Source organism: Paenibacillus sp. FSL H3-0302, assembly GCF_037982245.1.
Taxonomy (GTDB): domain Bacteria; phylum Bacillota; class Bacilli; order Paenibacillales; family Paenibacillaceae; genus Paenibacillus_AQ; species Paenibacillus_AQ odorifer.
This window is the reverse complement of the sequence record NZ_CP150284.1, coordinates 1167951-1193047: the sequence shown is the minus strand read 5'-3', so window position 1 is coordinate 1193047 and position 25097 is coordinate 1167951. Positions and strand designations below refer to the sequence as shown.

Below are 25097 nucleotides of genomic sequence, written 5' to 3'. Positions count from 1 at the left end.
ATACCCCCTTCCCTTATCCTTATATATTTATATATACTGGTCTCCGTCGCCAGCGGCGGCAACTATACACGTATCAAATTCCCCGCACTTAATTGCGAAGCTGCAAAGACCATCTTTTACAACTTGCGGCAATCTTAAATAGATGATTAATGTAACTAAACTGTATTCATCGTTTTTAATGATTGCCGCCGCAATTACGAATCACCTTTTTTGACTATTCGGAAGCCGATAGTCCTATCGATTTCGTATCCATATTTCTTGATCCAATCTCTCACGGTACGCTCTGCGACCTCTTTTCCTGTTGATCCGTACCATGCAATGACATCCATTAAAGTAGGTGGATCACCGAAATTACAATTGTTCACGACTTCCTCGAATTCCTCTGCCTGGCTTCGGCGCTTTTCTTTTGCCTTATCCTTCCGTTTGTTCGTCGCCTTCTGCCATGCCGGCTGTGACGCTTCTCCATCTGGATCGATGTCCTTTAGGCTGCCTACATCGTCCACCTTATGAATCGGATACTGGAACCACATGTTAACCGGTTCGAACTTTGGATACTCCCGAAGCGTGCCTTCTACCCGCCAAGCTGAGCGGATACGTACGCTTTTGACTGCCTGATTGACACCCTCTTGAGCGATAGCCTGCTGCCCTGGTATCGCACGCTTGGCGTGATCCACCATCTGTTTAGCACTAAGCAGGTCATCCTGGGAAACATGTTCCTGTAAGTAGCCTGGATTGTACTTCTCAAAGAGCTGCTGATACATCGCACAGACAGCCTTATTCTCCTCTTGCATCAATAACGCTTCTGTCAGATCGAGCTCCACTAAATCGATAAGCGCGTCCGGATCACGGGCAAATACGCCACTGCCTGAAGCTCTGTCCATCGACTTCTTACCGCCCTGCGAACCTTTGCTGTGATGATGACAGTAAATTACGCCTGCACCCAGTTCTGTTGCTATCTTGTCAAACTGATTTGTAAAGTGAGCCATCTGATCCGCGCTATTTTCATCACCGGTTAACACCTTGTAAATAGGGTCAATGATAACAGCGATATAGTTCTTCTTAGCTGCACGACGGATCAGTTTCGGGGCCAATTTATCCATAGGTACTGTCTTTCCACGCAAGTTCCAAATATCGATATTGCCGATATTTTTAGGCGACAACCCTAGCGCGTTATATACATTTTTGAAACGATCCAAGGCGCTAGCTCGATCAAGCTCCAGATTGACATACAGTACCTTGCCCTTCGTACATTGCCATGCCAGCCACTTAATACCTTCAGCTATGGCTATGCTGAGTTCAATCAAGGCAAATGACTTACCTGCCTTTGACGGTCCTGCCATGAGCATCTTATGCCCCTGTCGAAGCATTCCTTCTATTAAAGGCGGTGCCAGCGGCGGCATATTGTCCCAATAGTCCGCTAAGCTCTCCGGATCCGGAAGATCGTCATTGATGCCTTCAATCCATTCATGCCATTCAGCCCAATTCGCTTTACCGATACTTGTATCCACGATGAACTGCTTCTTCTCGTTACGCTCAATCCCAGGCATACGAGATAGCCGGGAAGGATTACGGTTTTGATTGTCAACGGACAAGCCGTTCTTCTTGCAGACGGTGTAGAGGTAATCCACGCGTTTCCGGTACTCGTCGTAGTTAACTGCCTCTACCTTGACGATGGCATGTAGGCTTTTGCCTCCGCTGTATACTAGCACGGCAATCGGCAGCTCTAGCTCACGCATAACCGCATTTTGCTTTTCAATGTCCATTGTGTCGGATTCCACTAGGGCATACCGAAATTCAGTCACATTCTCATTCTTGACGCCCTTACCATCCAGTGGGTTGAACCGTATCCAAGCACCAGCTGCTGGATCGTAGTCACCAATAACAGAGCCGATATCACCACCACATTGATTAAGCAGTTGGATTAATTCGCCGGCTGTGCGATCCGATGCCCCTTTCGTTGGTAAATACTTGCCTTCATCGTTCTGCCAGGTATCTGTGACGTAACCAACATTCTCGGAAGCTTCGAACAAGGCGCTCAAATACGTTGTTAGTTGCTGTACAGGATTCCAATCAGCCGGCTCGTGGATCTCTTTACCTTCTATCCAATTCTTATCGATAACAACGTAATCGCCGCCGGTAATTTCATCGTCCCAATCCAGTTCCCGATCATTTGCAGACCGTGGCAGCCATCCGTTGTCCTTGGCCAACTGCGTAATAGTCGCCCCGGTGACTGGGTTACCGGTTCCTTCGAACGTCGTCCACTTCTTGAAGCACTCACCTGGATGGTAGCGCCCACCGTCCCGCCGACTCCACTCGTCCCAGTCGCTAGCCGTGTAACCTTCATATTTTAGTGCCATGCCGACATTGACCCATTCCTGGTAACTCAGGTATGACGGATCGACGAAGGACAACAATAAAATCAGATCAATTTTATGTTCAGTTGACATAATGCTTCCGCCCCCACGTAATTTACATACTCATCTCATTCAACACATTCCCATAATTTTGAAAAAGGCATGCACCTTCTAGGCTTTTGACCATAAGATACTTCTATATCACTTTAATATTGGAGGACGACAATCTTATGACTTTCTACTATCATCCTTGGTTTCCTGATTATGTTTTAGTGCCCCGTTCCTTATTTCCCATTCAACCTTTAGGTGGTGTCCCTCAACCTATATCTACTGGGCTTACACAAACCCCTCCACGTCCAGCTCCTCCTTCTCAACTTGTTATTAATCGGCATAATTATTTAAAGTCCTTAAGTCAGCCAGAACTGCAATCGTTAGTAAATAAACAAGCCTCAGGGGAACAAGTATATCTGCCGGTTCGTGACGAAGAAGATTTTCGCCCCGTAACAATGGCTCAACTATTTAACTGTAATGGAAAATGGTCAAATATACTTGTTGGGGTTCCAGGCGCTTTTTTTCCAATAATTATTTTCATAAATCGTATTTATCAGGTCCCATTTAGTGGGGCTACAATGCTAGAAGCTTGGCAACAAGATACGTCTACCGGAAATCTCTTTTTCGTTCCCGGATACCCTGAAAGCATGATACATTTTATAGTTTGTTAATGTTTATGAAATCTGCAGGCTGCTCTTTATTGAGAGCAGCCTTTAAAAACATGGTTTTGTCAATCAATATCAGTCTGCTTATTCTCCGCGGTACACCTTCGGATTGATGCCGTCCGGTACCCGCCACCCGTTGCCGGCGATCCGATCAATGAGCTGCTTCGCCTTATTAAAGGTCCATGTACCTACGTGCTCAAAGCCGCGTTGCTCCAGGAATCGGATTTGCTTCGGAGTCGTCAGCCCTTCTGTACGGCGTTTATCCAGTCGTTCAAGTATCTTCGTAGCTTTGCCTGCATTATCAATGGCCTCAGGAAGAATACCAAGCTTCTCCAGCGTGCGGATCTGAGCTTCAGATGGTGGCGACATTTCCCAACCGAAGGAGGGTACATAGCTGGACAAGTCCTCGGCCTGTATGCTCATTTCAAACTGCAGTGGATCGACCAGTTTAGCCTTCCTACGTTTCATTTCATTCAACATTTTGGCCAAAGCTTCCTCACGCTGAGCAATTACATCTTCAGTCGCCTGCTGCTCGACCGTCTCCAGATCAAGCGCAATGCCTGCCTCCTCAATCTGTTTTGTCATAGCCTGAGCCACTTCTTCATTTTCAGCGATCAAATGTGCAGGATGACAAAGCTCATGCCGTTCTGTATGCCACAGGAAATCAAGCAAGAGCAGATCCTCTTTCCCTGGAAACAATCGGGTACCTCGCCCGACCATTTGGCTATATAAGCTGCGGACCTTTGTCGGCCGTAGAACTACGATACAATCCACACTAGGGCAATCCCACCCCTCCGTCAGGAGCATCGAATTGCATAGGACGTTGTATTTTCCAACATCATAATCAGCCAGTATCTCTGCCCGATCTTTCGATTCACCATTAACCTCAGCAGCCTTAAAGCCGATTGCATTTAATATAGAAGTGAATTTTTGACTGGTCTTAACCAATGGAAGAAATACGACAATCTTCCTATCCTGAGCTACTCGCCACATTTCAGCAGCAATTGATTCCAAGTAAGGATCGAGCGCCGTTCCCAGGTCGCTACTCTTGAAATCCCCAGCCTGTTGACCTACTGTAGACAAGTCTAGCTTGAGTGGAATGGTCATAGCCTTGATCGGACTTAAGAATCCTTCTTTGATAGCCTTCGGCAACGTATACTCATAAGCCAGAGACTCGAAGTAGCTGCCTAGATTCCGCATGTCTCCCCTATCCGGCGTAGCCGTGACACCCAGCACATTCGCTTCTTTGAAATAGGCCAGCACCCGCTGATAACTGTCTGATAGGCAGTGGTGAGCCTCGTCAATGATAATGGTGTCAAAATGATCTGCTGCAAATTGCCGTAACCTCTTATCCCGCATAAGCGTCTGAACGCTACCTACAACAACCCTGAACCAACTTCCGATTGAAGTTTGCTCGGCTTTCTCCGTGGCACAGCCCAATCCTGTAGACTTTGATAGCTTATCGGCGGCTTGTTCCAGTAGCTCCACGCGATGGGCTAGGACGAGCACGCGCTCGCCCAGCCTCACTCGATCCTCGATTACCTTACTAAATACAATAGTCTTGCCGCATCCTGTCGGGAGAACCAGGAGCGTCCGCTGGACGCCCTTTTCCCATTCTGTTTGTATTGATTCGCGGGACTCCTGTTGATAGGGTCTAAGTTCCATAGCCATAGCCTCCTAAAACTGTCCCGGAACAAATCCGCCACCTTGTTGTGGAGGTGGGGAGCCTGGAAACGGAGCCTGTTGATATTGCCCCTGCTGTGGCGGTGCCTGTTGCTGATATTGCTGTGGTGGCTGATATTGTTGTGGCGGCTGTCCTGCCGGAAGCTCGTCAGCGGCATAAAAGGTTTTCACCTGATTATTCGTCCGGTCTTCTCCATCTCTACCTCGGAACTTGTTGATCTCCAGCTTTAGTCGCCCCTTGGATCCGATAACCGTCTGCCAGTTCATTTTCAGCTTTTCACCTTTCCGTTTCTGCCCAATGCCGGCGAAGAAGTTGGACAGCAACCCCTCCGTTTTGGTGTGCAGGAATAGATTATGAAATATCACGACGTCTCCTTGATCTGAATGCACAGTCAGTTCAATCTTTGCCTGATTGCAAGCTGGCATTTTCTCACTGCCGTTAAAGCGACCACGCTCAAACTTCGTTACCGTGAAATTGTAATCACCTGCAGGTAGGACGATAAAGTCCACCCCGTCTTTTTCAATTGTGTCGTCCCAACCCAGTTCACGCTCAGTATTTTGATTCATTTATGATTCCTCCTGTTGTTTAGTTAAAATGGAATTTTGTCTCTAGTATCTTTAATCACGCTGAACACCGACTGCCAAGCCCCAACCAATACGCCATCGATAAAGCCAGGATCATAATTGGCTATCGGTGTGTCATATGGGTAGTACCCTTTGTTGCTGACCACGATCTGGATTTCAGCTTCCGTTACCTGGTGCTGTTCCATAAGATCACGTAGCGATTGCGGAATACTCGGATTCAGACCAGCGGCCGGTGGAGCTGTTGTTACAGGAGCTGCGATATTGGCAGCTTGCTGATTCGGAATAATATTTGGAATATTTTCTGTAGGATTTACCGTTGACGTAGCTTGTTTTGGAGCTGCCGTAGATTGTGCCGGTGATGATCCGTTAAAAATATGTGCGATATAGGAATAGTCCAATGGAAACTCATCTGGCAGCCCTTGACGGTTCTTTGCGTCCCAAGCGGGATGGTGGTTAGCATAGACAGTACGGACGCCGCCTTGCCCCTTATGTTTGGTTCCCTTCTGATCAGCAGCCACACTGAACGTTTTGTAATTGATGAACAACACCATGTCCGCCCATTCTTTAACCAAGGGAGCAGTCTGTGAGCTGGTTTTTTTACCGAGCTTAAGCTGATACCGGTCATAAGCCCCCATTTCGTCAGGTTGCTCGAATTTGATGATCTGAGCATGAGCGACCAGCACAACATGGATGCCGGCCTCAATCACGTCAGAAAGGAGGTTCAGGAAGCGACCAAACTCTTCCTTCACATAGACATATCCATTACCGTACCCGAAATCCTCAATGCCTTTCTTGCCTGCCTGTGCGCAGACACTTTCCACGCACAACATTTCTGCCCAGTCGATGGTATCAATAATGAGCGTACCGAACCGGTCACCCTGTTGTTTAACCCATTCCGCTTGCTGCTTCAGCATTGTCCAGCTTGTTGGCTTTGGTGCGCGATCGACATCCATTTCCGTCGTGGACCCCTCCGTATCGATAAAAAATGGACGTGGGAACTGCGCAGCCAGAGAAGACTTGCCAATCCCCTCCGGTCCATACAAAACTACTTTTTTAGCCTTCTGAACCCGACCACTAATAATTTGCATTAGAATTCACCTGCTTTCCATGTTGGACCCGGATCAATCTCTCCCGGAGGTTGTTGTAATTGAATCCCCTCCTGTCCAGCGACATACCCATCCTCGATGATGATTGAGCACTCTTCGCCAGTGCTGACGCGGGTCGCTATGGCCTGTAGTCCCTCAGATTCGAGCCACTGCCCAAACTCCTGAAGGCTCTCCATATCCATCTGCTCCAACTTATCGAGCAGAATAAACCCACAATCTGGTTTTAGCTTGCGAACAATGGCCGTAGACACTTTTAACTGATCGGATCCGCTCATGTTATCCCAGCGCTGACCGTTATAGATCAACTCCCCATCATCGACGGACAATCCTGGCAGCGGTAAATTCGCATTCGTCAGGAGCTCAGCTTTCTCTGAGCGGATGTCATTAATCTCAGTAGTCAACTGATCATATTGCACACGATAATCGCTAGCATCCGTTTCAGCCTTGTCTTTATCGAGATTTGCCCGCACCTTGCGATTTATCTCATCGATCTGCCGGATGTTGGCCTGCAGCTCTTCGGTAGACTCGTCGAGTAGGTCTAAGGCATCTTTCTTAGCAATATCCAAATCTTCCGCGAATTGAGCGCGTTTAATATGCGCCTCGTTGAGCAACGCTTCTAAACGTTCTAGTTCACGTTGCTGTTGATCATAGGCAGCTTGAATCTGCGTCAGTCGTTGCCGTTTCCGTTGGTTCTCACCATTCTTCGCCAGAATTCCCTGTTGCTGTTGAATAAGCTCAGAAGCTGAAACAGGCTCTTTCGGTGCGTCTGGATGATAGATTTGTTCCTTGGCAAACTTGGCCTTCTGATCCGCGATCTGTCCGATAGTGTGACGTCGGTTGTAGACCTCTTGCTCCTTGACTTCAAATTCATGAAGTTGTTGGCCAACTCCGATAATGCGAAGCAAGATGTTGGCTTTCTCCTTATTGGAAGCGTTCATGAACTTGGGCAGATCGATGGCCAACTCTTCGACAAAACTATCAAGCAGCTGTTGGCCACCTTTCTGACCATTGGGATCAAGGACTTTCAAATCTGAGTTTTTACCTTTGCGCTCCACGATCAGACCATTGGACAAAGTGATGTGCAGATATGGTGGAATTACTGATCCGTCACGTGAAGCCTGCGAAGGGCGATACTTATTACCGCCTAATGCCCAGGCGATGGCGTCCAGCACACTAGTTTTACCTTGATTATTCTTGCCGCCCACCAAGGTAAGCCCGTTCGGTGTCGGTTCGATCTTGACCGCCTTAACTCGTTTCACATTTTCGATTTCAAGCTTATTTATTTTGATCATGCAATAGTTCTCCTTCGTCGCTAACTTTTAATATAGATGCTATACAATGAGTGCAAACTTGCCGATCGTTCCAGTTCCGAATAAGTCGAAAATCTACAACGTGGCCACAAACTTCACAACGAACATGGCTGGATAATTTAATCACCATAGCTAAACCATCCGCGCTTCAAGTTCTTCGATTTTTGCGCATAAATCCATCTGCCATTCCATGTCGCCTATTTCGTGAGCCATAAAGGCGAGTTCTTTCAATCCGTCCAATTTGTACACCAGATTGTGATTTTCCCGGAGGAGCTTCAGGATCAGTTGCAGCTCAAGGTTGCCAACAATCAAGTTTCCGTTCTGGTCAAGATTCATATGAACGATTTGAGCCAGTTTACGATGTACCTGATGGATGGCCAACATTATGAGAGACCTTGCAACTCAACGATCTGAGTGACGCAATTTGTGCAGATCAGCTTACCAGAGAGAGTCTTGAGTTCTTCCATACTTCCACACAGCGTGCAGCCAGGGTTATATTTTTTGATAATGATTTTGTCCCCTTCGACGAATATTTCCATTCCGTCTCCTTCAGCGATATTCATGGTACGACGCAACTCCATAGGAATAACAACACGGCCCAACTGATCCATTTGACGAACAATTCCAGTAGCTTTCATATTGAATCTCCTCCCGATCAGTGTTATGCTGATCTCAACTATTATTTTTAAAAAGTTTGACCTGACGGGCCCTAATCCGTCGGGTCATTTTAATGTTTCGTAATCTCTGCCGACATCCGCAAAAATCGTAATCCTGAATAACAAGCCGCATTAATTGCCGAACTCTTGATATTCTCAGCCAATTGATCGATGAGATCCGTGTGACATTCTTCAAGAAGATTAAGGTAAATGAATGCTCCTAAACCCGAAGTGATCGAAGCAAGAACTTGAGTAATATCTTCCTCACCCTTCACATTCTGGTTGAGTGTTGAAAAGAATTTTGCTGTTTCATCCGTAAAGTCCATTTGTTTATTCACCTCCTTCATGTTTGCTCCATTTCCGCAATCTCTCGATCCAGCCACCAGACCACAGCCTCTGGCTCATCTACTAGCAAACGTCCATTCTGGATTTGCCACCGTCTTCGGCGAAGCTCCATTCGTCTCCACATCTGGTCAGCTGACACAGCTTGTTGCGGCATTGATTTCAGCCTCCTTATGCATCCTAATCATTGTTTCAACGATTTCATATCGTGCTGCACCAAGCTTACTAAGATGATGGGTATCACTTGCCTGGATAGCACGGTCTAGGTGATGCTTAGCAGCAGCCAATTCGGCTTGAATGTTAATGATCATGTATTAACTCCTTTCTGGCGGAAAAAGTTGCCCCTCACGTTTGGTTTTTTCCCACCACTGGAGGAAGTCTTCTCTGTCGGCCAACACTGATTTAGGCCCTACCTTGAAACTTGGAATACCGCCAAAGTCAGGATTTGTACTCATTAAGACATATACCTTGCGTTTAGATAAGCTAGTGAATTCGGAAATCTGTTTAGCAGTAAGATGTGGCGGAAGATACATATTTTTAGATGTCATCATTTTGTTTCACCTCGAACCAGTTCATCAACTGTGCATTCTAATGCGTCCGCAAGCTTGATCAATGTTTCTGAATTAGGTCCTGATTCTTTATTGCCCAAACTGTAAATCAAAGACATCGTAACACCACTCTCTTTACTCAAGCGGTATCGAGTCCATCCCTTGATTTCAAGAAGTCTATCTACATTATTTTTAACTGTCGTTCCCATGTTGTTCACCTCCTGAAAACAATAATATCTCATATGAGATATTAACTCAAAGGAGATATTAACTCAAATAAGATAATAATATTCCTTATTATCTCTTATAAGATAATAAACCATATTAATAATTACATTTACTGCTAATATCTTCATATTGCTTGACTTAACTATCTTTTATGAGTTAATATATCGCTAAAGAGGAATATCTTATATGAGATATACACGGAGGTTTAAAAAATGTCGGCAATTTCGAAGCAAATTAGAAAGTTAATGAAGAGAAATGATATTACAAGGTTGAAACTTTCGAATGATACAGGCATTCCTTACACAACCTTAACCCAAATTATCAACGGCAGAACTAAAAACCCTCAAGTTAAAGCGCTTGAAACCATTGCCGATTATTTTCATGTATCTTTTGATTATTTACTTGGTATATCTATAAGTGCGATAATCGAAAACAGACTTTCGGAACTAGATATGACTGTAGAAGACCTGGAGAAAGAAATGGAATTTCCTCAAGGTATGATTGAAAGTTTAGACAATCTCCCGCCAGCACCTTGGGATTATGAGAATGGAGAACTAATCGATCGTCTCTCCAAAATATTAAAAATTGATACGAAAATTTTGGCATCGGCTTATGCACGCCAAGAGCCCCCTGTATATGACGGTCCGTCCTTAACTCCTGGAGAAACATTCAAACCTTCAAATCAGGTCTCCGAATCGAGAAAAATTGAAACTATTGCTGCACACCACGATGGGGAAGAATGGACCGAAGAAGAACTTGAGGAAATCGAACGGTTCAAAGAGTTTGTCAGAATGAAGAGAGGACCTCGCACTGAGGAGTGATACCGCATTGACCTATCAAATTCTTCTTAGAGATGCGGATGTAAGGGGCATTGAAGTATACGAAGTAACTTTACGCGGGAAATTAAAGGGTCTATATCAAGATCAGGTTATTTGGCTGGACAAGTCCCTATCCGATGTGGAGAAGCATTGTATCCTTGCGGAGGAAATCGGTCACTATGAGACGACAACAGGAGATATCCTTGACCAATCGGACATCCGAAACCGCAAGCAGGAATTGAGAGCCAGGCAGTGGGCCTATCAAAGGATCATTCCGCTATCCATTATTGTACAAGCTCACGAATCCGGGGCCAGAGGACGTTTTGAGATTGCCGAATTTTTAAATGTCACTGAGATTTTTTTGCAATCTTCTGTTGATCGATACAAAGAGAGATTTGGTATTCTTGCGACGATCGATAATTATATCATTTATTTTGACCCACTAAGTGTAGTTGAAGTTAACCTTTAACCTTTGTGATTTCCAGTCGGAAGGCTGTTTACATATGCCCATAAATAGAACACATGTTCTAAAAAAGGAGGGATTGGTATGCCAGGATCATTTAGACAAAGAGGGTGCACCTGCCCCGCTGAGCGAAAAAAGTGCACATGTGGAGCGACATGGTCATTCCGGATTAGCGCCGGCAAAAATCCCGTTACTGGAAAATATGATTATGAAGAAGGTCACGGATTTAAGACAAAAAAGGAGGCAGAGTTAGCAGCGGCTAAAGTCTATACTCAAATAAAAGAAGGCACCTACGTAAGAGAATCAAACATAACCTTTGAAGAGTTCTCGCAGCAATGGCTGAAACTTTATGAGAGTACTGGGAAGGTCAAGATCAGTACTGTCCGGGTCAGAAAACATGAAGTAGGCAGGTTATCACCCTACTTCGCAAAGCTCAGAATGCGAGATATATCAAAACAGCGTTACCAAGATGCATTAATTAACCTGAAGGAATCTTTTGCAGATAATACATTGGATGGCATCCATCGAACAGGCCGGATGATATTTAAGAAAGCAGTTGAGCTAGATGTAATTAAAATTGATCCTACACAATATGCTCACGTCCCCAAAACACAAAAAACCGTGGAAGAGTTGGAAAATTCAGAAATAGCTGTTAAGTATCTCGAAAAAGAAGAATTGGCGCAATTCATCCAAACGGCGAAAGACTACGGTCTGGATCGAGATTATCTCATATTTAAGACCTTGGCCTACAGTGGGATACGTGCTGGAGAATTATGTGCTTTAAAATGGCGTGACATTGATTTTGAAAACTTTACAATAAATATCACAAAAACATATTACAATCCCAGTAACATTACTACTGGATACCATTTACTTCCACCTAAAACTAAAAGCGCAGTAAGACGTATTGAGCTGGATCCGAAACTAATTGCCGAACTCCAGGAGTATAATGAGCAACAGGAGTTTCAAAAGTCACAAAACTCTGATTATTACGATGAGGGTTTTGTGTTTGCCAAAACTAAGAAAAACGCAGGCTATCCTGAATACATTAAGACTATCGAAAACCGAATGGCCAGATTACTAAAGATAGCAGGTCTAAACGAATCATTAACCCCTCACAGCTTACGGCATACCCATGTTTCGCTTCTGACAGAGGCCGGCGCTGAACTTCAAGAGATTATGGATCGCCTGGGACACAGAGATGATGATACCACACGCTATGTATATACCCATGTTACCAAGCCGAAAAAGAAAGAGGCATCCCAGAGGTTTAGTAACCTCATGGAAAGCCTCGACTCATAAATTATATTATGGGCAAATTATGGGCAAGCGTTCATTTCAACCCCATTTACCCTTGATGCATAAGGGTTTTAACTCCTTATTACATCATGCCGCCCATTCCACCCATGCCGCCCATATCTGGCATGCCGCCGCCTTTTTCAGGCTCAGGCTTGTCAGCGATAACTGCTTCAGTAGTCAAGAACATAGCCGCTACGGATGCAGCATTTTGAAGTGCGGAACGAGTTACTTTAGCAGGGTCAACGATACCCGCTTCGAACATGTTCACCCATTCACCAGTAGCAGCGTTGTAGCCGATACCTACTGCTTCTTTTTTCAAGCGGTCCACGATTACGGAACCTTCTTGACCAGCGTTAGCTGCGATGGTGCGAATTGGCTCTTCCAACGCGCGAAGCACGATGTTAACGCCTGTTTTCTCGTCGCCAGTTACGTCTACAGCAGCAACAGCGTTATATACGTTCACAAGAGCTGTACCCCCACCGGATACGATACCTTCTTCAACCGCTGCGCGAGTTGCGTTCAGGGCATCTTCGATGCGAAGTTTGCGCTCTTTAAGTTCAGTTTCAGTTGCAGCGCCAACTTTGACAACGGCTACGCCGCCAGCCAATTTAGCCAGACGCTCTTGCAATTTCTCTTTGTCGAACTCGGAAGTTGTTTCTTCCAGTTGAGCACGGATTTGGCTTACGCGTGCATTGATGTCCGCTTTGTCGCCGCTTCCGTCTACGATTGTTGTGTTTTCTTTAGTTACGCGTACTTGACGTGCGTTACCCAGTTGTTCAATGGAAGTGCTCTTCAGATCAAGACCGAGCTTCTCAGTGATCACTTGGCCACCAGTCAGGGCAGCGATATCTTGCAGCATAGCTTCACGACGGTCGCCAAAGCCAGGAGCTTTAACAGCAACAGCGTTGAATGTTCCACGCAGTTTGTTCACGATCAGCATAGCTTGTGCTTCGCCTTCGATATCTTCAGCGATAATAACAAGCGGTCTAGCTTGTTGAACGATTTTTTCAAGCAATGGAAGAATTTCTTGAGTGCTGCTGATTTTTTTATCAGTGATCAAGATGTATGGATTCTCCAAAACAGCTTCCATTTTGTCTGTATCAGTAATCATGTATGGGGAAATGTAACCACGGTCGAATTGCATACCTTCTACTACTTCAAGCTCAGTAGCGAATCCACGGGATTCTTCAACAGTGATAACACCGTCTTTACCTACTTTTTCCATAGCTTCAGCGATCAATTGACCTACTTCATCGTCAGCAGCAGAGATAGCAGCTACTTGAGCGATAGCTTGGGAATCTTCGATAGGCTTAGCGATTTTTTGCAATTCTTCAACAGCTGCACGAACCGCTTTGTCGATACCTTTACGGATAACCATTGGGTTAGCACCAGCAGTTACGTTCTTCAGACCTTCGCGGATCATAGCTTGAGCCAGAACCGTTGCAGTTGTAGTACCGTCACCGGCTACATCATTAGTCTTAGTAGCAACTTCTTTAACCAGTTGAGCACCCATGTTCTCGAATGCATCTTCAAGTTCGATTTCTTTAGCGATCGTTACACCATCGTTAGTGATGAGTGGGCTACCAAATTTCTTCTCAAGCACCACGTTGCGGCCTTTTGGTCCAAGTGTAACTTTTACCGCATTTGCCAGAGCATCTACACCACGAAGCATAGAGCGGCGAGCTTCTTCACTGAATTTAATTTCTTTAGCCATTGTGTAATTACCTCCTAGAATTTTTTGTATATCATATTACTTTAAGTAGTTTAGATTTAGCTTATGATCGACTCTTGCTTAGTCAAGAATCGCGTGAATGTCGCTTTCTTTCATAATCAAATATTCTTTACCTTCATATTTGATTTCTGTACCTGCATATTTTGAGAAAAGAACACGGTCGCCTTCTTTAACTTCAAGCGCTACACGTACTCCATCTTTCAAAGCTCCGCTGCCTACTGCAATAATAGTTCCTTCTTGTGGCTTTTCTTTCGAGGAGTCCGGAAGCACAATCCCGAATGAAGTTGTTTCCTCCTGCTCGCTCGGTAGCACCAATACGCGTTCACCTAATGGTTTGATCATGAAAAAATAGCCTCCTTTAAAATTATGTTATTTTGCTTCAAAACATAGTTTAGAACTTACCGGTCAAACTTAGAATGCTGTGATGTTCTTGAAAAATATCAATGGAACGCTGCTAATCTCCAGCCCATCTCCTATTTTTCAAGAGCGTTAGCACTCAACAGCGTGCAGTGCTAACAACAATTTTTATGATACTCAACTTGAGCCCGGATTTCAAGTCTTTTTACACAAATTCGTATTAGTTTTCGCAAAAAAATACGTTTCAATGCTTGTCCAAGCACACACTCTATTACATTGTATCCACGGGTTTTGAAAATATGCGTAGGATTCCAGCGCTTTCCTCTCACCCCTTATAGATATGAAGGTTGCTAGAATGGTTAGACCTTTGCATCTAATGATCCTGATCGATAACAATTACTTACTAAGTGTATTCAATCCAACTAATGAAATCAACTTATAGCAAAAAAGCTGCCACATTCGTAGAAAATCTACTTAGCGGCAGCCTCTCTCCTCACTCCTGCTTCTGAACATACCGTTCATCCCGTGCCGCGTCCGCAGCAAGTTGCTTGCGATAGACAAATGCAGATAAAAATACACTGAACTCATACAAAATGAGCAGTGGAATCGTCACCAGAAAGTCTGAGATAAAATCCGGGGGCGTGATAACTACAGCAATAAAAACAAGCGTGAAATAGGCGTACCGACGCATTTTACGCAAGCGTAGCGGGTTGAGTACTCTTAGTTTGGTCAGAAACATCACCAGCAATGGAAGTTCAAACAGCAATGCCAGCGGCAATACCAGGCTGAACATGAAGTTAAAATACTGTGCAATCCCGTAGGTCTCTTCCAGTCCCATGCTTCTGGTAATTGAGATCGTGAACGAAAGTGCCATTGGAAAAACAATATAATAAGCAAAAGAAAGACCGATAAGGAAAAGAACAAACACATAGGGAACATAACGAAGTGTCGCACTTCGCTCCTCCGGCCGCAGGCCCGGACTGATAAATGCCCACAGCTGGTAGGCAATAAACGGGACAGAAATCACTAGCGAAACGGCCATCGCGATCTTCATGTACATCCCAATGCCATCCCAGAATGAGAATGCATGCAGAACAAAACCTTGCGCCAGGTCCGTGCTAATCAAATAATCGTAAATGGGCTTTGCACAAAATAAACCGCCAATTAATCCAAGGACAAATACGACTAACACATAAATAATCCGTTTGCGCAGCTCGGTGAGATGATCCACCACCGACATTTCTTCCGATTTCAGAGACATCCAGACACCATCCCATGACAAGAGTAAAAAAGATAACACTAACTTTCTTCAAAGCAGTGTCCGTTGCTGCGGAAAGCAAAGAAAAAGGGGCGTCTCCTCAAGTCTAGTAGACTCCTGAGAATGCCCCATTGAAAGATCTTCTATTATTCCGGCAGGCGTTTGTCCTGAGGAATATCTGCAGCGACCGTTTGCGGGGCCGTCGGCACAGGAGCTTCGCTCTTCTTCACCGGTTCATTATCCCCGATGATTTCACGCGCGCCTTCCTTAAATTCACGGAAGGTTCGTCCAACTGCACGGCCTAGCTCTGGCAGTTTATTTGGGCCAAAGAGCAGAAGTGCCAGTATGACCAACAAAATAATACCAGGAGTACCAATTCCACTAAACATTATTATTCCTCCTTGTCCACCTGTCCGTTCATGGTATCGTTTACTTTAATTTAATAATACCATAACTTATGTCACAGTTACATCCACTTTCTTCTATAAATAGATTATCATTGTGACGTGACAAGAAGATGACAAAGGGTTATTGACGGTATTGGCCAGTTACCATGAGCAGTGCTTCCGGTAATTGATCCATAATAGCTGCCAGATTCTCATGAACACCCTTCGGCGTTCCAGGTAAATTGACAATCAACGTGCGACCGCGAATGCCGCATATCCCACGAAAAAGCATAGCTGCACGGTTTTTTTGCATCACTGTGCTTCGCATGGCTTCTGAGAGCCCAGGCACTTCCCGTTCTACTACTCGCCGAGTAGCGTCCGGAGTTACATCACGAATTGCCAGATCTGTGCCTCCGGTGGTCAGTACCAAATCTGCCTGAAAATAGTCCGTCAGTTCAATCAAGGCTGCGATAATCTCATCTTGTTCATCGGGAACGATTCGATATTCAATGATCTCGCCACCTAGTTCCTCTTCCACCAGCTCCCGAATAACCTGGGCGCTCGTGTCTTCCCGTTCGCCCCTGGCCCCTTTATCACTGGCCGTTAGGATTGCTGTCTTCCACGCCATAGGTTTGTCCTTCCTCTCTATATGTATAGTTGGCTGTACAGTTCAGCCTGCTCGCCTCAGCGCTTCGAACAAAAGCAGCTGATACTTATTCGAGCGCATAATCTCCGTTCTTGCCCCCGCTCTTAGATACCAGAAGCGTCGGTCCGATAATCATATCCTTCTGAATAGCCTTACACATGTCGTACACCGTTAGTGCTGAGGCAGAAACAGCGGTTAAGGCTTCCATCTCTACTCCGGTTTTTCCTGTAGTACGGACTGTTGCTTCTATATAAAGTTCATCTTCGCTGTTATCGGAGAAGCTGATATCAATACCGGTAAGTGGCAGCGGGTGGCACATCGGAATCCAGTCTGACGTCTTCTTAGCCGCCATAATCCCGGCGATCTGTGCAACAGCAAGGACATCACCTTTGCTGATCTTGCCACTCTTAATGGCGCTCAGCGTTCCAGCAGCCATCTTGATCATACTCCGCGCGACAGCTGTCCGCTTCGTAATCTCCTTCTCACTCACATCCACCATACGAGCTCTTCCCTGCTCGTTGAAATGGGTCAATTCCATGGCTCACTCTCCTTTTCGGCAGTGCACTATACCATTTTCAGTAATCAGCATGTCCATTAAAGCATCATGCTCATCCATCGGCACCCTTGGAACCAACTGCATGCCGTAAGCTAACCCGATCCATATCGGGGGCTGTGCGCTAACGTACCCGGCTTTCTCCCAAGACGCACGTAGCCGGTCATAGTATCCTCGACCGTAGCCAAGCCTGCCGCCTTGAAGATCAAATGCTAGCCCTGGTACGAACACAACAGCAGGTAGCTTAATCTCTTCAATCTCTAATAAATCTCTGCTGGAGACAATAGGTTCATGGATTCCATAAGCCCCCGGCTCTAAATCGCTCCATGCATTCACCGCGTGGACACTCATTTCACCGCTTGCTGGAATTACACGCGGCAACAGCACCTTACGCTGATCTTTCCACGCCTGTGTGATAAGTGGGCGGGTATCAAGCTCTGAACGAAAAGACACATAGGCCATTAGTGAAGTTATACCCTTCGTCTCCAGCCACTCCAATGCATAGTGGCAGACTTCAGATGATAGTTTACTTCTCTGGTCCGAAGACAGCTCGTTTCGGGCGATGGTCTTCTCCGTTCGTAATTGTTGCTTTACTTTGGAGATCTCCGACTCCTTGCTGGACATTGTCGGCCTCCCCCTCTTATTCATCCCTAGCTTATCCTTGTTTGTAAATCCAGTTTACCACTCTTCTCCCCGGTTCGCCAAGGTGGATAGAACTGTGTTATCGGACTAGGACGTTATTCCCTCCTTACATTAGATCGAACCCTCGCTTGGGAAACGCTTTTCATGTAAACTATAGAATAAGTTGTTCATACGGCTGAGGGATAAATACCAAGGCGAAATATGCAAGGGTGGAGGTTTCATCGTTATGCTTCTTCAAGCGACAGGAATTACTAAATCATATGGTATACAGAACGTACTGGATGGCATAAGCCTACAGGTAAATGAAAAGGAACGTGTCGGGCTAGTGGGTGTGAATGGTGCCGGCAAATCAACTTTTCTACAAATTCTGGCCGGTGAGATGTCTTATGACAGCGGTCAAATTCATAAATCAAAAGAAACAACAATCGGATATTTAGCTCAGAATAGCGGACTGCAATCTGACAAAACCATTCATGAAGAAATGATGGCGGTCTTCGCTCCGCTAATCGAAGCCGAAACTGAGCTGAGAGAGTTAGAAGTAAGTATTGCTGATCCTAAGCTCGCGGAAGACCCCAAGCGGTACGAAGAACTGCTTGAACGATATGCGCGGCGCTCGGATTGGTTCAAGGACCACGGCGGCTATGAAATGAATACACGGATTCGCAGTGTCCTACACGGCATGGGCTTCAGTGATTTCCCACCAGATACACCCATTTCTACCCTTAGTGGAGGCCAAAAGACCCGGCTCGCGCTGGCCCGTATTTTGCTTCAGGCTCCAGATCTTCTGATGCTGGATGAGCCTACTAACCATCTGGATATCGAAACGTTAACGTGGCTGGAGGATTACCTCCGCAGCTATGCTGGCGGGATTCTGGTTGTATCCCATGACCGTTATTTCCTAGACCGTCTCGTGACCACTATTGTAGAGATCGAGCGGCACCAGTCCCGGCGTTATACGGGTAACTACAGTCGTTATGTAGATTTGAAGGCTGCCGAATATGAAGCACGGATGAAGCAATATGAGAAGCAACAGGATGAAATTTCTCGAATGGAGGATTTCGTTCAGAAAAATATTGTCCGGGCTTCCACCACAAAACGTGCGCAGAGCAGACGCAAAGCGCTTGAGAAGATGGATCGTCTAGATCGTCCAATGGGCGATCTGAAGAAGGCTAGCTTCTCCTTTGAGCCAGACTTCATGTCTGGAAAAGAGGTGCTTCAAGTGCGCAATGTTGCGGTTGCCTTTAATGAAGGTTCACCTTTATTCAAGGACGCTTCTTTTGAGCTTCGTCGTGGGGAGACTGCTGCCCTGATCGGTCCCAATGGTATCGGTAAATCCACATTGCTGCAGTGTATGACCGGAACCCGTGAGCCTTCTGCTGGAACGGTGAATTGGGGCACTAAAGTAAAAATTGCTTATTATGATCAGGAACAGACCCGCCTTAATCCACAAAATACGGTTATGGAAGAACTGTGGAGTGAATATCCAATGATCGAGGAAGCCAGAATTCGTACGATCCTTGGTAATTTCCTTTTTAGCGGAGAGGATGTTCTTAAGAAGATTTCCGCACTCAGCGGCGGCGAAAAAGCTCGGGTTTCGTTATCTAAACTAATGCTCCGCGGTGCAAATATGCTAATTCTCGATGAACCTACCAACCATTTGGATCTGGTCAGCCGTGAGGTTCTGGAATCTGCTTTAATTGATTTCGAAGGCACCCTGCTGTTCATCTCCCATGACCGTTATTTTTTGAACAAAATGGCGGAAAGGGTACTGGAGCTGCATCCCGAAGGGATCGACCAATACCTCGGCAACTACGATGACTATGTCGAGAAGAAACGAGAATTAGAAGAGATTGCAAAAGATGCCGCTGAACTAGCTACTAAAAACGTTAATAAGGACGCTGCTGTACCTGAAAAAAGCGCTGTAACCTCTTTTGAAGCAGACAAGCAGGCTAAGCGTGAAGAGCGTAACCGCAAACGGCGTATTGCAGAGCTTGAGGAGAACATTGCCTCACTTGAAGAATCAATCGTATTTATAGAGCATGAAATGACTAAACCTGAAGTTTATCAGGATTATTTAGCACTTCAAGGTTATGAAGAGGACCTGAAGAACAAAAAATCTCAGCTGACAGATTTCTTTAGCGAATGGGAAATCCTTGCTGACGAATAATGTAAATCCTCCTTATAAATATTTTTTCATCGTTCTAGATTTGTTCATAAATAGTTATCCACAGCTCTATACACAGGTTTCGTGTATAACTCCCTACTTCAAAAGACCCTTCGGGGTCTTTTTTATGCGTTAAATCGGTATTTTCAAGGAAAAGGAATTATTATCCACGGATCTATCCACATTATCCACAATTCTCACAGTGTTTCATTGCCAACAAAATTGTTTATTAGAGCATTTTGAAAAAAGCCGTTATTGCTGATTTTACGCACTTTTTACACAACTCAGGCAGAATATGTGGATAACGTTGTCCACAACTTGACAAAAGACGTAACCCCATTTTACAAGACTGATTTTCTGCTAAAAAAGAACCCGCTATCTCCTAAACTGACAGCGGGCACGTCGTATTTTAGACAATCTGTGTAGAGAGCAGGGCAGCATTACAGGCTGCGATATAAGCGATGCCTGCCGCCATAATTATATCTTGGTGAGTGGCCGTGCCTCTGAATTTAAGGCCCTCCCACTCCACCATCACCGCTGCTTCTGCTTGCGCATTCTCTCCGCTTCCAAGCGAATGAAGCTCGAGTCCTGCAAAGTCTACCTCCTCAGCAATCCCTTGCCCAATAGCAGCGATAATCGCTTCAAGCGGACCTTCACCAGTGCTGGTATGTGACGTTTCCCGGCCAGTCTGCAGATGGCGTACCGTAACTGCAGCTACACGGCGCTGGGCACTGCCCGCCAATACCTGAACCTCACCCAGCTCATAGACCTGAGCTTGTTGTCCAGTTGTACTGCTTACCATTTGCAGCAGCTGGTCATCACTGACGACCTTTTGACGGTCAGCAGTCTCTTTAAAGGACTCATAAAGTGCATCCAGCTCCGCAGGCTCCAGCGTTATTCCATACTTCGCAGCCCGATCCTTCAGCGCATGTCTGCCAGAATGTTTGCCCAGAATGATCATACTGCGGGGGATGCCCAGCCGTTCGGGATCCATAATCTCATAGGTACTACGATCCTTGAGCAGGCCATCCTGATGAATCCCGGACTCATGCTGGAAGGCATTTCTTCCGACGACCGGCTTGTTATAGGCGATTGGGAAATGCATCGCGCCACTAATCAGCCGGGAAGTATCATACAGTTTATCCAGCACGATACCTGTTTCTGCACCGATTGCATCGCCGCGGGTTTCAAGCGCCATAACAAGCTCTTCCAGTGCGCAGTTCCCTGTGCGCTCGCCTACACCGTTCACGGTGACTTCTATCTGAGTCGCCCCTCCATCAATCGCTGCCAGACTGTTAGCTACAGCCAGCCCCAAGTCATTATGACAGTGGGCACTATAGCTGACCTTGCCACCACCTCTTGCTCCCTGCCGCACTCTCCGGAACATCTCGCCATATTCATGTGGCAATGCGTATCCTACTGTATCCGGCAGGTTAATAATGGAGGCCCCTTCCTCTATAACTGCCTCAACCATTTCAATCAGATCATCAATCCCTGTCCGCGCAGCGTCCATGGCCGTGAATTCAACTACATCACAGAATTGTCGCGCATAAGCCGTCATCTCACGCGCTTTAGCTACGACTTCAGCTCTGCTCATACGCAGTTGATGCTGCAAATGAATATCAGAAGAGGAGATAAACAAGTGAATCCGCCGACGTTCAGCATCTTGAGTGGCCCGGACTGCAGCATCGATGTCCCCTTTTACGGCCCGCGCGAAACCACAAATCTCCACGTTGCGCACCTTGCGCGAAATCGTCTGCACCGCTGCAAAATCTCCAGGACTCGATACCGGGAACCCCGGCTCCATTACATCAACACCCAGATCAGCTAGCTTATAAGCCAGCAATATTTTTTGCTCAGGAGTCAGACTAGCCCCAGGGGCCTGCTCACCGTCACGCAGGGTCGTATCGAAAATTTGAATACGTTTCTTAACTGGAATAATCATCTGAATTCCTCCTAGTTTTGTTTTCATGTAATTGGATGCCTTATCTCTATCCTATGCTTCAGCGCAGAACCACACGTCGACTTGCGGTTCTGCTCATTTCCCACCCACTGCTGCCGGCAGCTGAAACAAATGAATCTCTGCACAATGTGCAGAGTGTTCACTTTTGGCGTCTTATGTAGCGTTGAGTCCATTCCCCGGACTTCTTCTACAAGAACGCAAAAACCCGCCGTCTCTAATAAAGAGACGGCGGGTTACCCCTCCGCGGTACCACTCTTTTTGACGCATCGGCTGTCACTAATAACAAGCCTCAAAGCTGCGTCCAGCTCTTCTTCCCGGTTCAAGCTGGCATGCCAGCTTAAATCCGGAAAGGTCCGATAACGAGGACAGCCGTAGGCAGCGTACTCTTGTTCCGCCGCTCCGCTCCCGGGCGAGCTTCAAGAAATCCGGTGACTGCGTCGCACCAACCCGCAGCTCTCTGTTCACCGTCAAACTCTACTACTCCCGTTCTTAGCGTGTATTATATAAATTACTCACCACTCTAAATCCATACAAAAAAGCCTGCCATCTCATTCAAGAGACGACAGGCTGTTAACCTTCGCGGTACCACTCTTGTTGATGCTCTGTATCGGCTAAGTTCCTGCCGATTCCAATTGAACATCCACTCTACGGTCCAGTATGTTAGGTACTAGACCACCCTATCACGGAGGTTACCCGTAAACGGTGTACAAACGTTCCGGCGACAATTGCCAGTAATGCTTCCACCGCTCCGCTCCCAGACGAGTTCAGGACTCCTTCGACTGCGTTGCACCCACCCGCAGTTCTCTTATCCCAGAGTATCCTTACTACTTCCGCTCATCGCGTTTGCTTGTTTAATTGAACTGATTATACTCGTTAGCTCCAAATGATGTCAATAGGCAGATACAGACCATTGTTCCAGTGAGAATCCAGGGTCAGCTACCATATCCAGCGGTATTCCACCGTCATGCTGCCACTTCACGTATGCAGCCGCTCCAATCATTGCCGCATTATCCGTGCAATACACCGGTGGAGGAATAATAAGTTCAATGCCCTCCGTTTCACAGCGCGAAATTAATGCCGTGCGGAGTCCACCATTAGCAGCGACCCCCCCACAGAGCAATAACTGTCTGGAGTTAGTGGCTTTAACGGCGCGTACCGCCTTTTCCACCAGCACTTCAACTACGGATTCTTGGAACCCCCGGGCGATGCCTGCGACATTGGGTTCAAGACCTTTCATTTTGCTCTGATTCACCACATTCAGCACCGCCGATTTTAGACCGCTGAAGCTGAAATCATAAGAGTCCGGCTCCAGCCATACCCGCGGCAATGCAACAACTTCCGTCGCTTCGCGTGCCAGGCGATCTACATGGGGTCCGCCGGGATAAGGGAACCCTAGCGCCCGAGCCACTTTATCATATGCTTCACCTACAGCATCATCACGCGTGCGGCCGATAATTCGAAACTCACCCTCACGCTCCATATGAACCAGTTCAGTATGTCCACCTGACACCACTAGTGTCATACATGGATACTGCAGCTCTGCAACCAGGCGGTTAGCATAGATGTGGCCTGCAATATGATGCGTGCCAATTAACGGCTTGCCCCATGCAAGAGCAAGGCTTTTAGCTGCTACTACCCCGACCAGTAAAGCTCCCACCAAACCCGGGCCTTGAGTCACCGCTACCGCAGTCAATTGTTCGGGTGTAACGCCTGCCTTGGCGAGCGCTTCCTCGATTACGAGCGTAATTACCTCCACATGTTTACGGGAAGCCACTTCTGGCACCACGCCCCCAAAAGCACGATGTGTCTCTATTTGACTCGAGATGATGTTGGATAACACTTCTGATCCGTTTTTGACCACGGCCACCGAGGTTTCATCACAACTGGTCTCTATAGCAAGTATTAGTACAGGTTGAGCTGCGCCCGTTTCTGTCTTCATTTCAAGTCCACGCTTCCTTCCAAATAGCCATGCTCCTTATACTCCGGTAGATCCGCCCACATAATGAGTGCATCCTCGCGATTATCGGAATAATATCCTTTGCGCGTACCGGCAGAACGAAAGCCTTTTTTACGATATAAATTCTGAGCTACCTCGTTGGATACCCGCACCTCAAGCGTAATGGATTTCATGCCTACGTAAGAGGCTGTATTCATTAACTCCTCCAACAGGCGCTCCCCCCATTTACGTCCACGATAAGCTTCGAGTAAGGCAATATTCGTCACATGCGCCTCATCCACGATAGCCCACATTCCAGCATAGCCAATTATATGACCCGCCAGCTCCATGACCATGTATTTAGCAAAATGATTATGCGTCAGCTCATTCCGGAAAGCTTCCTCCGTCCACGGCATGGTAAAGGCTTCGCGCTCAATAATAAGAATGTCCGGAATATCCTCCAGCTTCATCAGACGAAAAACAAGGTCAGCCTCTTGTGCTCTCAATGATTCCACTTCCGTCATCGTTTTAAGCCTCCTTTACTACTTAACCGCAGATTGGCCTCCGCTTCCGAAATCTGAGTATAGTTAGGGATCAAGCTATGAATATCATCATTCTCTACTTGCAGCCGGGCTTCACCAAGGAAGCCTGTCCAGCGGCCCTCCAGCTCATATGGAATAGCTACAGAAGTGCCGAGTTCCGCCAGCGGATGTAGTGATTCTTCGCTGCCATGTACAGCGGTTTCTCCAACAAACCATAGAATAGCTGGTTTAGTTCCTTCAGCTGAAGCCTGTTGTAAACGTTCTGCCAAGTACTCCACCCAGTCGGCCATCAACCGGATGGCATCTGGTTCAAGGCGGCTAAAAGAACTATTCCCATCCGCTGCGAATAATCCTGTGTAGACCTGTCCCCGACGCGCATCCATCAGTGGAATGATCCAGTCTGGACCGTAGCCACTGTTCGCAGTGGCTTGTCCTGACTCTGCTGTCGTCTTATTCTTAAGGGCTGTTTCATACCCACCCCATGCCACAGCATGCAGGCTCGAAATACCAACTACCGGGACATTCCATGCCCAAGCCAGTGTTTTGGCAGCGGTAACCGCGATCCGTGTTCCCGTATAAGATCCCGGGCCCACACCAACCGCAATCCCGCCCAGATTAGCAACGGTTGTTCCCGAAGCTTGCAGCGCCTGCTCTATAATCGGCAGCAAATGCACCGAATGATTCCGTTCACCGGAAGCATTAATTTCATGCAATAATTCTCCATTCTCGGTCACTGCAACCCCCAATACGGCAGTTGATGTATCCAGCGCTAAAAGCCGCTTGCGCGGCTCTGTATTCTCGTTCGTCATT

General features: G+C 46.5%; 27 protein-coding genes, 2 pseudogenes and 2 other annotated features. Of the genes and pseudogenes, 6 read left to right on the top strand and 23 right to left on the bottom strand.

Features of this window, described 5'->3' with window-relative positions; genetic code table 11:
* Window positions 1-194: 194 nt before the first annotated feature.
* Entirely contained in the window at window positions 195-2447 is a 2253-nt protein-coding gene (locus MHH50_RS05125) for an AAA family ATPase (protein WP_340034016.1), read from the bottom strand.
* 137 nt (window positions 2448-2584) lie between these two features.
* On the opposite strand from MHH50_RS05125, the gene MHH50_RS05120 reads away from it, so the two are divergent.
* Window positions 2585-3076: a hypothetical protein gene (locus MHH50_RS05120; protein ID WP_340034015.1), complete on the top strand. Its 492-nt coding sequence runs from the start codon at window positions 2585-2587 to the stop codon at window positions 3074-3076.
* 78 nt (window positions 3077-3154) lie between these two features.
* Here the strand turns inward: MHH50_RS05120 and MHH50_RS05115 are convergent, their stop codons facing one another.
* From MHH50_RS05115 to MHH50_RS05065, 11 genes are all read right to left on the bottom strand, one after another.
* Window positions 3155-4735, bottom strand: coding sequence for a DEAD/DEAH box helicase (locus MHH50_RS05115; protein ID WP_340034014.1), 1581 nt, complete (start codon window positions 4733-4735; stop codon window positions 3155-3157).
* Between the two features lie 12 nt (window positions 4736-4747).
* On the bottom strand, window positions 4748-5320 hold the full coding sequence (locus MHH50_RS05110; RefSeq protein ID WP_340034013.1) for a hypothetical protein: 573 nt from the start codon (window positions 5318-5320) through the stop codon (window positions 4748-4750).
* A 23-nt stretch (window positions 5321-5343) separates the two neighbouring features.
* A complete protein-coding gene (locus MHH50_RS05105; protein ID WP_340034012.1) occupies window positions 5344-6426 on the bottom strand; it encodes an ATP-binding protein in 1083 nt (360 codons plus the stop codon).
* On the bottom strand, window positions 6426-7736 hold the full coding sequence (locus MHH50_RS05100; RefSeq protein WP_340034011.1) for an AAA family ATPase: 1311 nt from the start codon (window positions 7734-7736) through the stop codon (window positions 6426-6428). The genes MHH50_RS05105 and MHH50_RS05100 overlap by 1 nt, the downstream gene beginning before the upstream one ends.
* A gap of 150 nt (window positions 7737-7886) precedes the next feature.
* On the bottom strand, window positions 7887-8138 hold the full coding sequence (locus tag MHH50_RS05095; protein ID WP_076273433.1) for a hypothetical protein: 252 nt from the start codon (window positions 8136-8138) through the stop codon (window positions 7887-7889).
* Entirely contained in the window at window positions 8138-8392 is a 255-nt protein-coding gene (locus MHH50_RS05090; RefSeq protein ID WP_340034010.1) for an AbrB/MazE/SpoVT family DNA-binding domain-containing protein, read from the bottom strand. Before MHH50_RS05090 ends, MHH50_RS05095 begins: the two co-directional genes overlap by 1 nt.
* Before the next feature lie 89 nt (window positions 8393-8481).
* Window positions 8482-8736, bottom strand: a complete 255-nt coding sequence (locus MHH50_RS05085) for a hypothetical protein (RefSeq protein WP_340034009.1) — start codon at window positions 8734-8736, stop codon at window positions 8482-8484.
* Window positions 8737-8753: 17 nt separating this feature from the next.
* Entirely contained in the window at window positions 8754-8909 is a 156-nt protein-coding gene (locus MHH50_RS05080) for a hypothetical protein (RefSeq protein ID WP_340034008.1), read from the bottom strand.
* On the bottom strand, window positions 8884-9063 hold the full coding sequence (locus MHH50_RS05075; RefSeq protein WP_340034007.1) for a hypothetical protein: 180 nt from the start codon (window positions 9061-9063) through the stop codon (window positions 8884-8886). Before MHH50_RS05075 ends, MHH50_RS05080 begins: the two co-directional genes overlap by 26 nt.
* 3 nt (window positions 9064-9066) lie before the next feature.
* Window positions 9067-9303 (bottom strand): helix-turn-helix domain-containing protein, encoded by a 237-nt coding sequence (locus tag MHH50_RS05070; RefSeq protein ID WP_340034006.1) that lies wholly within the window; start codon window positions 9301-9303, stop codon window positions 9067-9069.
* Window positions 9300-9509: a helix-turn-helix transcriptional regulator gene (locus tag MHH50_RS05065; RefSeq protein WP_076273427.1), complete on the bottom strand. Its 210-nt coding sequence runs from the start codon at window positions 9507-9509 to the stop codon at window positions 9300-9302. Before MHH50_RS05065 ends, MHH50_RS05070 begins: the two co-directional genes overlap by 4 nt.
* A 231-nt stretch (window positions 9510-9740) precedes the next feature.
* Here MHH50_RS05065 and MHH50_RS05060 point away from each other — a divergent pair.
* From MHH50_RS05060 to MHH50_RS05045, 4 genes and pseudogenes are all read left to right on the top strand, one after another.
* A pseudogene (locus MHH50_RS05060) lies at window positions 9741-9917 on the top strand (helix-turn-helix transcriptional regulator); the annotation flags it as partial.
* Between the two features lie 315 nt (window positions 9918-10232).
* Window positions 10233-10349 (top strand): annotated as a pseudogene (locus MHH50_RS05055) (XRE family transcriptional regulator); the annotation flags it as partial.
* A gap of 7 nt (window positions 10350-10356) precedes the next feature.
* Window positions 10357-10815, top strand: coding sequence for an ImmA/IrrE family metallo-endopeptidase (locus MHH50_RS05050; protein ID WP_076273425.1), 459 nt, complete (start codon window positions 10357-10359; stop codon window positions 10813-10815).
* A gap of 78 nt (window positions 10816-10893) precedes the next feature.
* Window positions 10894-12111 (top strand): tyrosine-type recombinase/integrase, encoded by a 1218-nt coding sequence (locus MHH50_RS05045; RefSeq protein WP_340034005.1) that lies wholly within the window; start codon window positions 10894-10896, stop codon window positions 12109-12111.
* A gap of 79 nt (window positions 12112-12190) precedes the next feature.
* Here MHH50_RS05045 and groL read toward each other — a convergent pair whose 3' ends face one another.
* The 7 genes from groL to MHH50_RS05010 all read right to left on the bottom strand — a co-directional run bounded on the left by groL (window position 12191) and on the right by MHH50_RS05010 (window position 17664).
* A complete protein-coding gene (gene groL / locus MHH50_RS05040; RefSeq protein ID WP_036676504.1) occupies window positions 12191-13822 on the bottom strand; it encodes a chaperonin GroEL in 1632 nt (543 codons plus the stop codon).
* 78 nt (window positions 13823-13900) lie between these two features.
* The gene (gene groES / locus MHH50_RS05035) at window positions 13901-14182 is read right to left on the bottom strand and encodes a co-chaperone GroES (protein ID WP_036676506.1); all 282 of its coding nucleotides are present in this window, start codon (window positions 14180-14182) and stop codon (window positions 13901-13903) included.
* A 508-nt stretch (window positions 14183-14690) separates the two neighbouring features.
* The gene (gene tatC / locus MHH50_RS05030; protein WP_076129223.1) at window positions 14691-15458 is read right to left on the bottom strand and encodes a twin-arginine translocase subunit TatC; all 768 of its coding nucleotides are present in this window, start codon (window positions 15456-15458) and stop codon (window positions 14691-14693) included.
* A gap of 143 nt (window positions 15459-15601) precedes the next feature.
* On the bottom strand, window positions 15602-15844 hold the full coding sequence (locus MHH50_RS05025) for a twin-arginine translocase TatA/TatE family subunit (protein ID WP_036676510.1): 243 nt from the start codon (window positions 15842-15844) through the stop codon (window positions 15602-15604).
* A gap of 139 nt (window positions 15845-15983) precedes the next feature.
* Window positions 15984-16469: a MogA/MoaB family molybdenum cofactor biosynthesis protein gene (locus MHH50_RS05020; protein ID WP_036676512.1), complete on the bottom strand. Its 486-nt coding sequence runs from the start codon at window positions 16467-16469 to the stop codon at window positions 15984-15986.
* An 85-nt stretch (window positions 16470-16554) separates the two neighbouring features.
* On the bottom strand, window positions 16555-17025 hold the full coding sequence (moaC, locus tag MHH50_RS05015) for a cyclic pyranopterin monophosphate synthase MoaC (RefSeq protein ID WP_076129224.1): 471 nt from the start codon (window positions 17023-17025) through the stop codon (window positions 16555-16557).
* A 3-nt stretch (window positions 17026-17028) separates the two neighbouring features.
* Window positions 17029-17664 carry a 5-formyltetrahydrofolate cyclo-ligase gene (locus MHH50_RS05010; RefSeq protein ID WP_076129225.1) on the bottom strand — a complete coding sequence of 212 codons (636 nt, stop codon included), beginning with the start codon at window positions 17662-17664 and terminating at the stop codon, window positions 17029-17031.
* 244 nt (window positions 17665-17908) lie between these two features.
* Between MHH50_RS05010 and abc-f the strand changes: the two genes are divergently transcribed.
* Window positions 17909-19849 carry an ABC-F type ribosomal protection protein gene (gene abc-f / locus MHH50_RS05005; RefSeq protein WP_076129226.1) on the top strand — a complete coding sequence of 647 codons (1941 nt, stop codon included), beginning with the start codon at window positions 17909-17911 and terminating at the stop codon, window positions 19847-19849.
* Window positions 19850-20255: 406 nt separating this feature from the next.
* On the opposite strand, the gene MHH50_RS05000 is transcribed toward abc-f, so the two are convergent.
* From MHH50_RS05000 to tsaB, 4 genes are all read right to left on the bottom strand, one after another.
* The gene (locus MHH50_RS05000) at window positions 20256-21791 is read right to left on the bottom strand and encodes a 2-isopropylmalate synthase (protein WP_076282077.1); all 1536 of its coding nucleotides are present in this window, start codon (window positions 21789-21791) and stop codon (window positions 20256-20258) included.
* 236 nt (window positions 21792-22027) lie between these two features.
* Window positions 22028-22309 (bottom strand) — a binding site (T-box leader).
* A gap of 52 nt (window positions 22310-22361) precedes the next feature.
* Window positions 22362-22656: a binding site (T-box leader), on the bottom strand.
* A gap of 42 nt (window positions 22657-22698) precedes the next feature.
* Window positions 22699-23748, bottom strand: coding sequence for a tRNA (adenosine(37)-N6)-threonylcarbamoyltransferase complex transferase subunit TsaD (gene tsaD / locus MHH50_RS04995; RefSeq protein ID WP_076308894.1), 1050 nt, complete (start codon window positions 23746-23748; stop codon window positions 22699-22701).
* Entirely contained in the window at window positions 23745-24269 is a 525-nt protein-coding gene (gene rimI / locus MHH50_RS04990; protein ID WP_036676521.1) for a ribosomal protein S18-alanine N-acetyltransferase, read from the bottom strand. Before rimI ends, tsaD begins: the two co-directional genes overlap by 4 nt.
* Complete coding sequence (tsaB, locus tag MHH50_RS04985) at window positions 24266-25096, bottom strand: tRNA (adenosine(37)-N6)-threonylcarbamoyltransferase complex dimerization subunit type 1 TsaB (RefSeq protein WP_076308895.1); 831 nt, start codon at window positions 25094-25096, stop codon at window positions 24266-24268. Before tsaB ends, rimI begins: the two co-directional genes overlap by 4 nt.
* Window position 25097 lies beyond the last annotated feature (1 nt).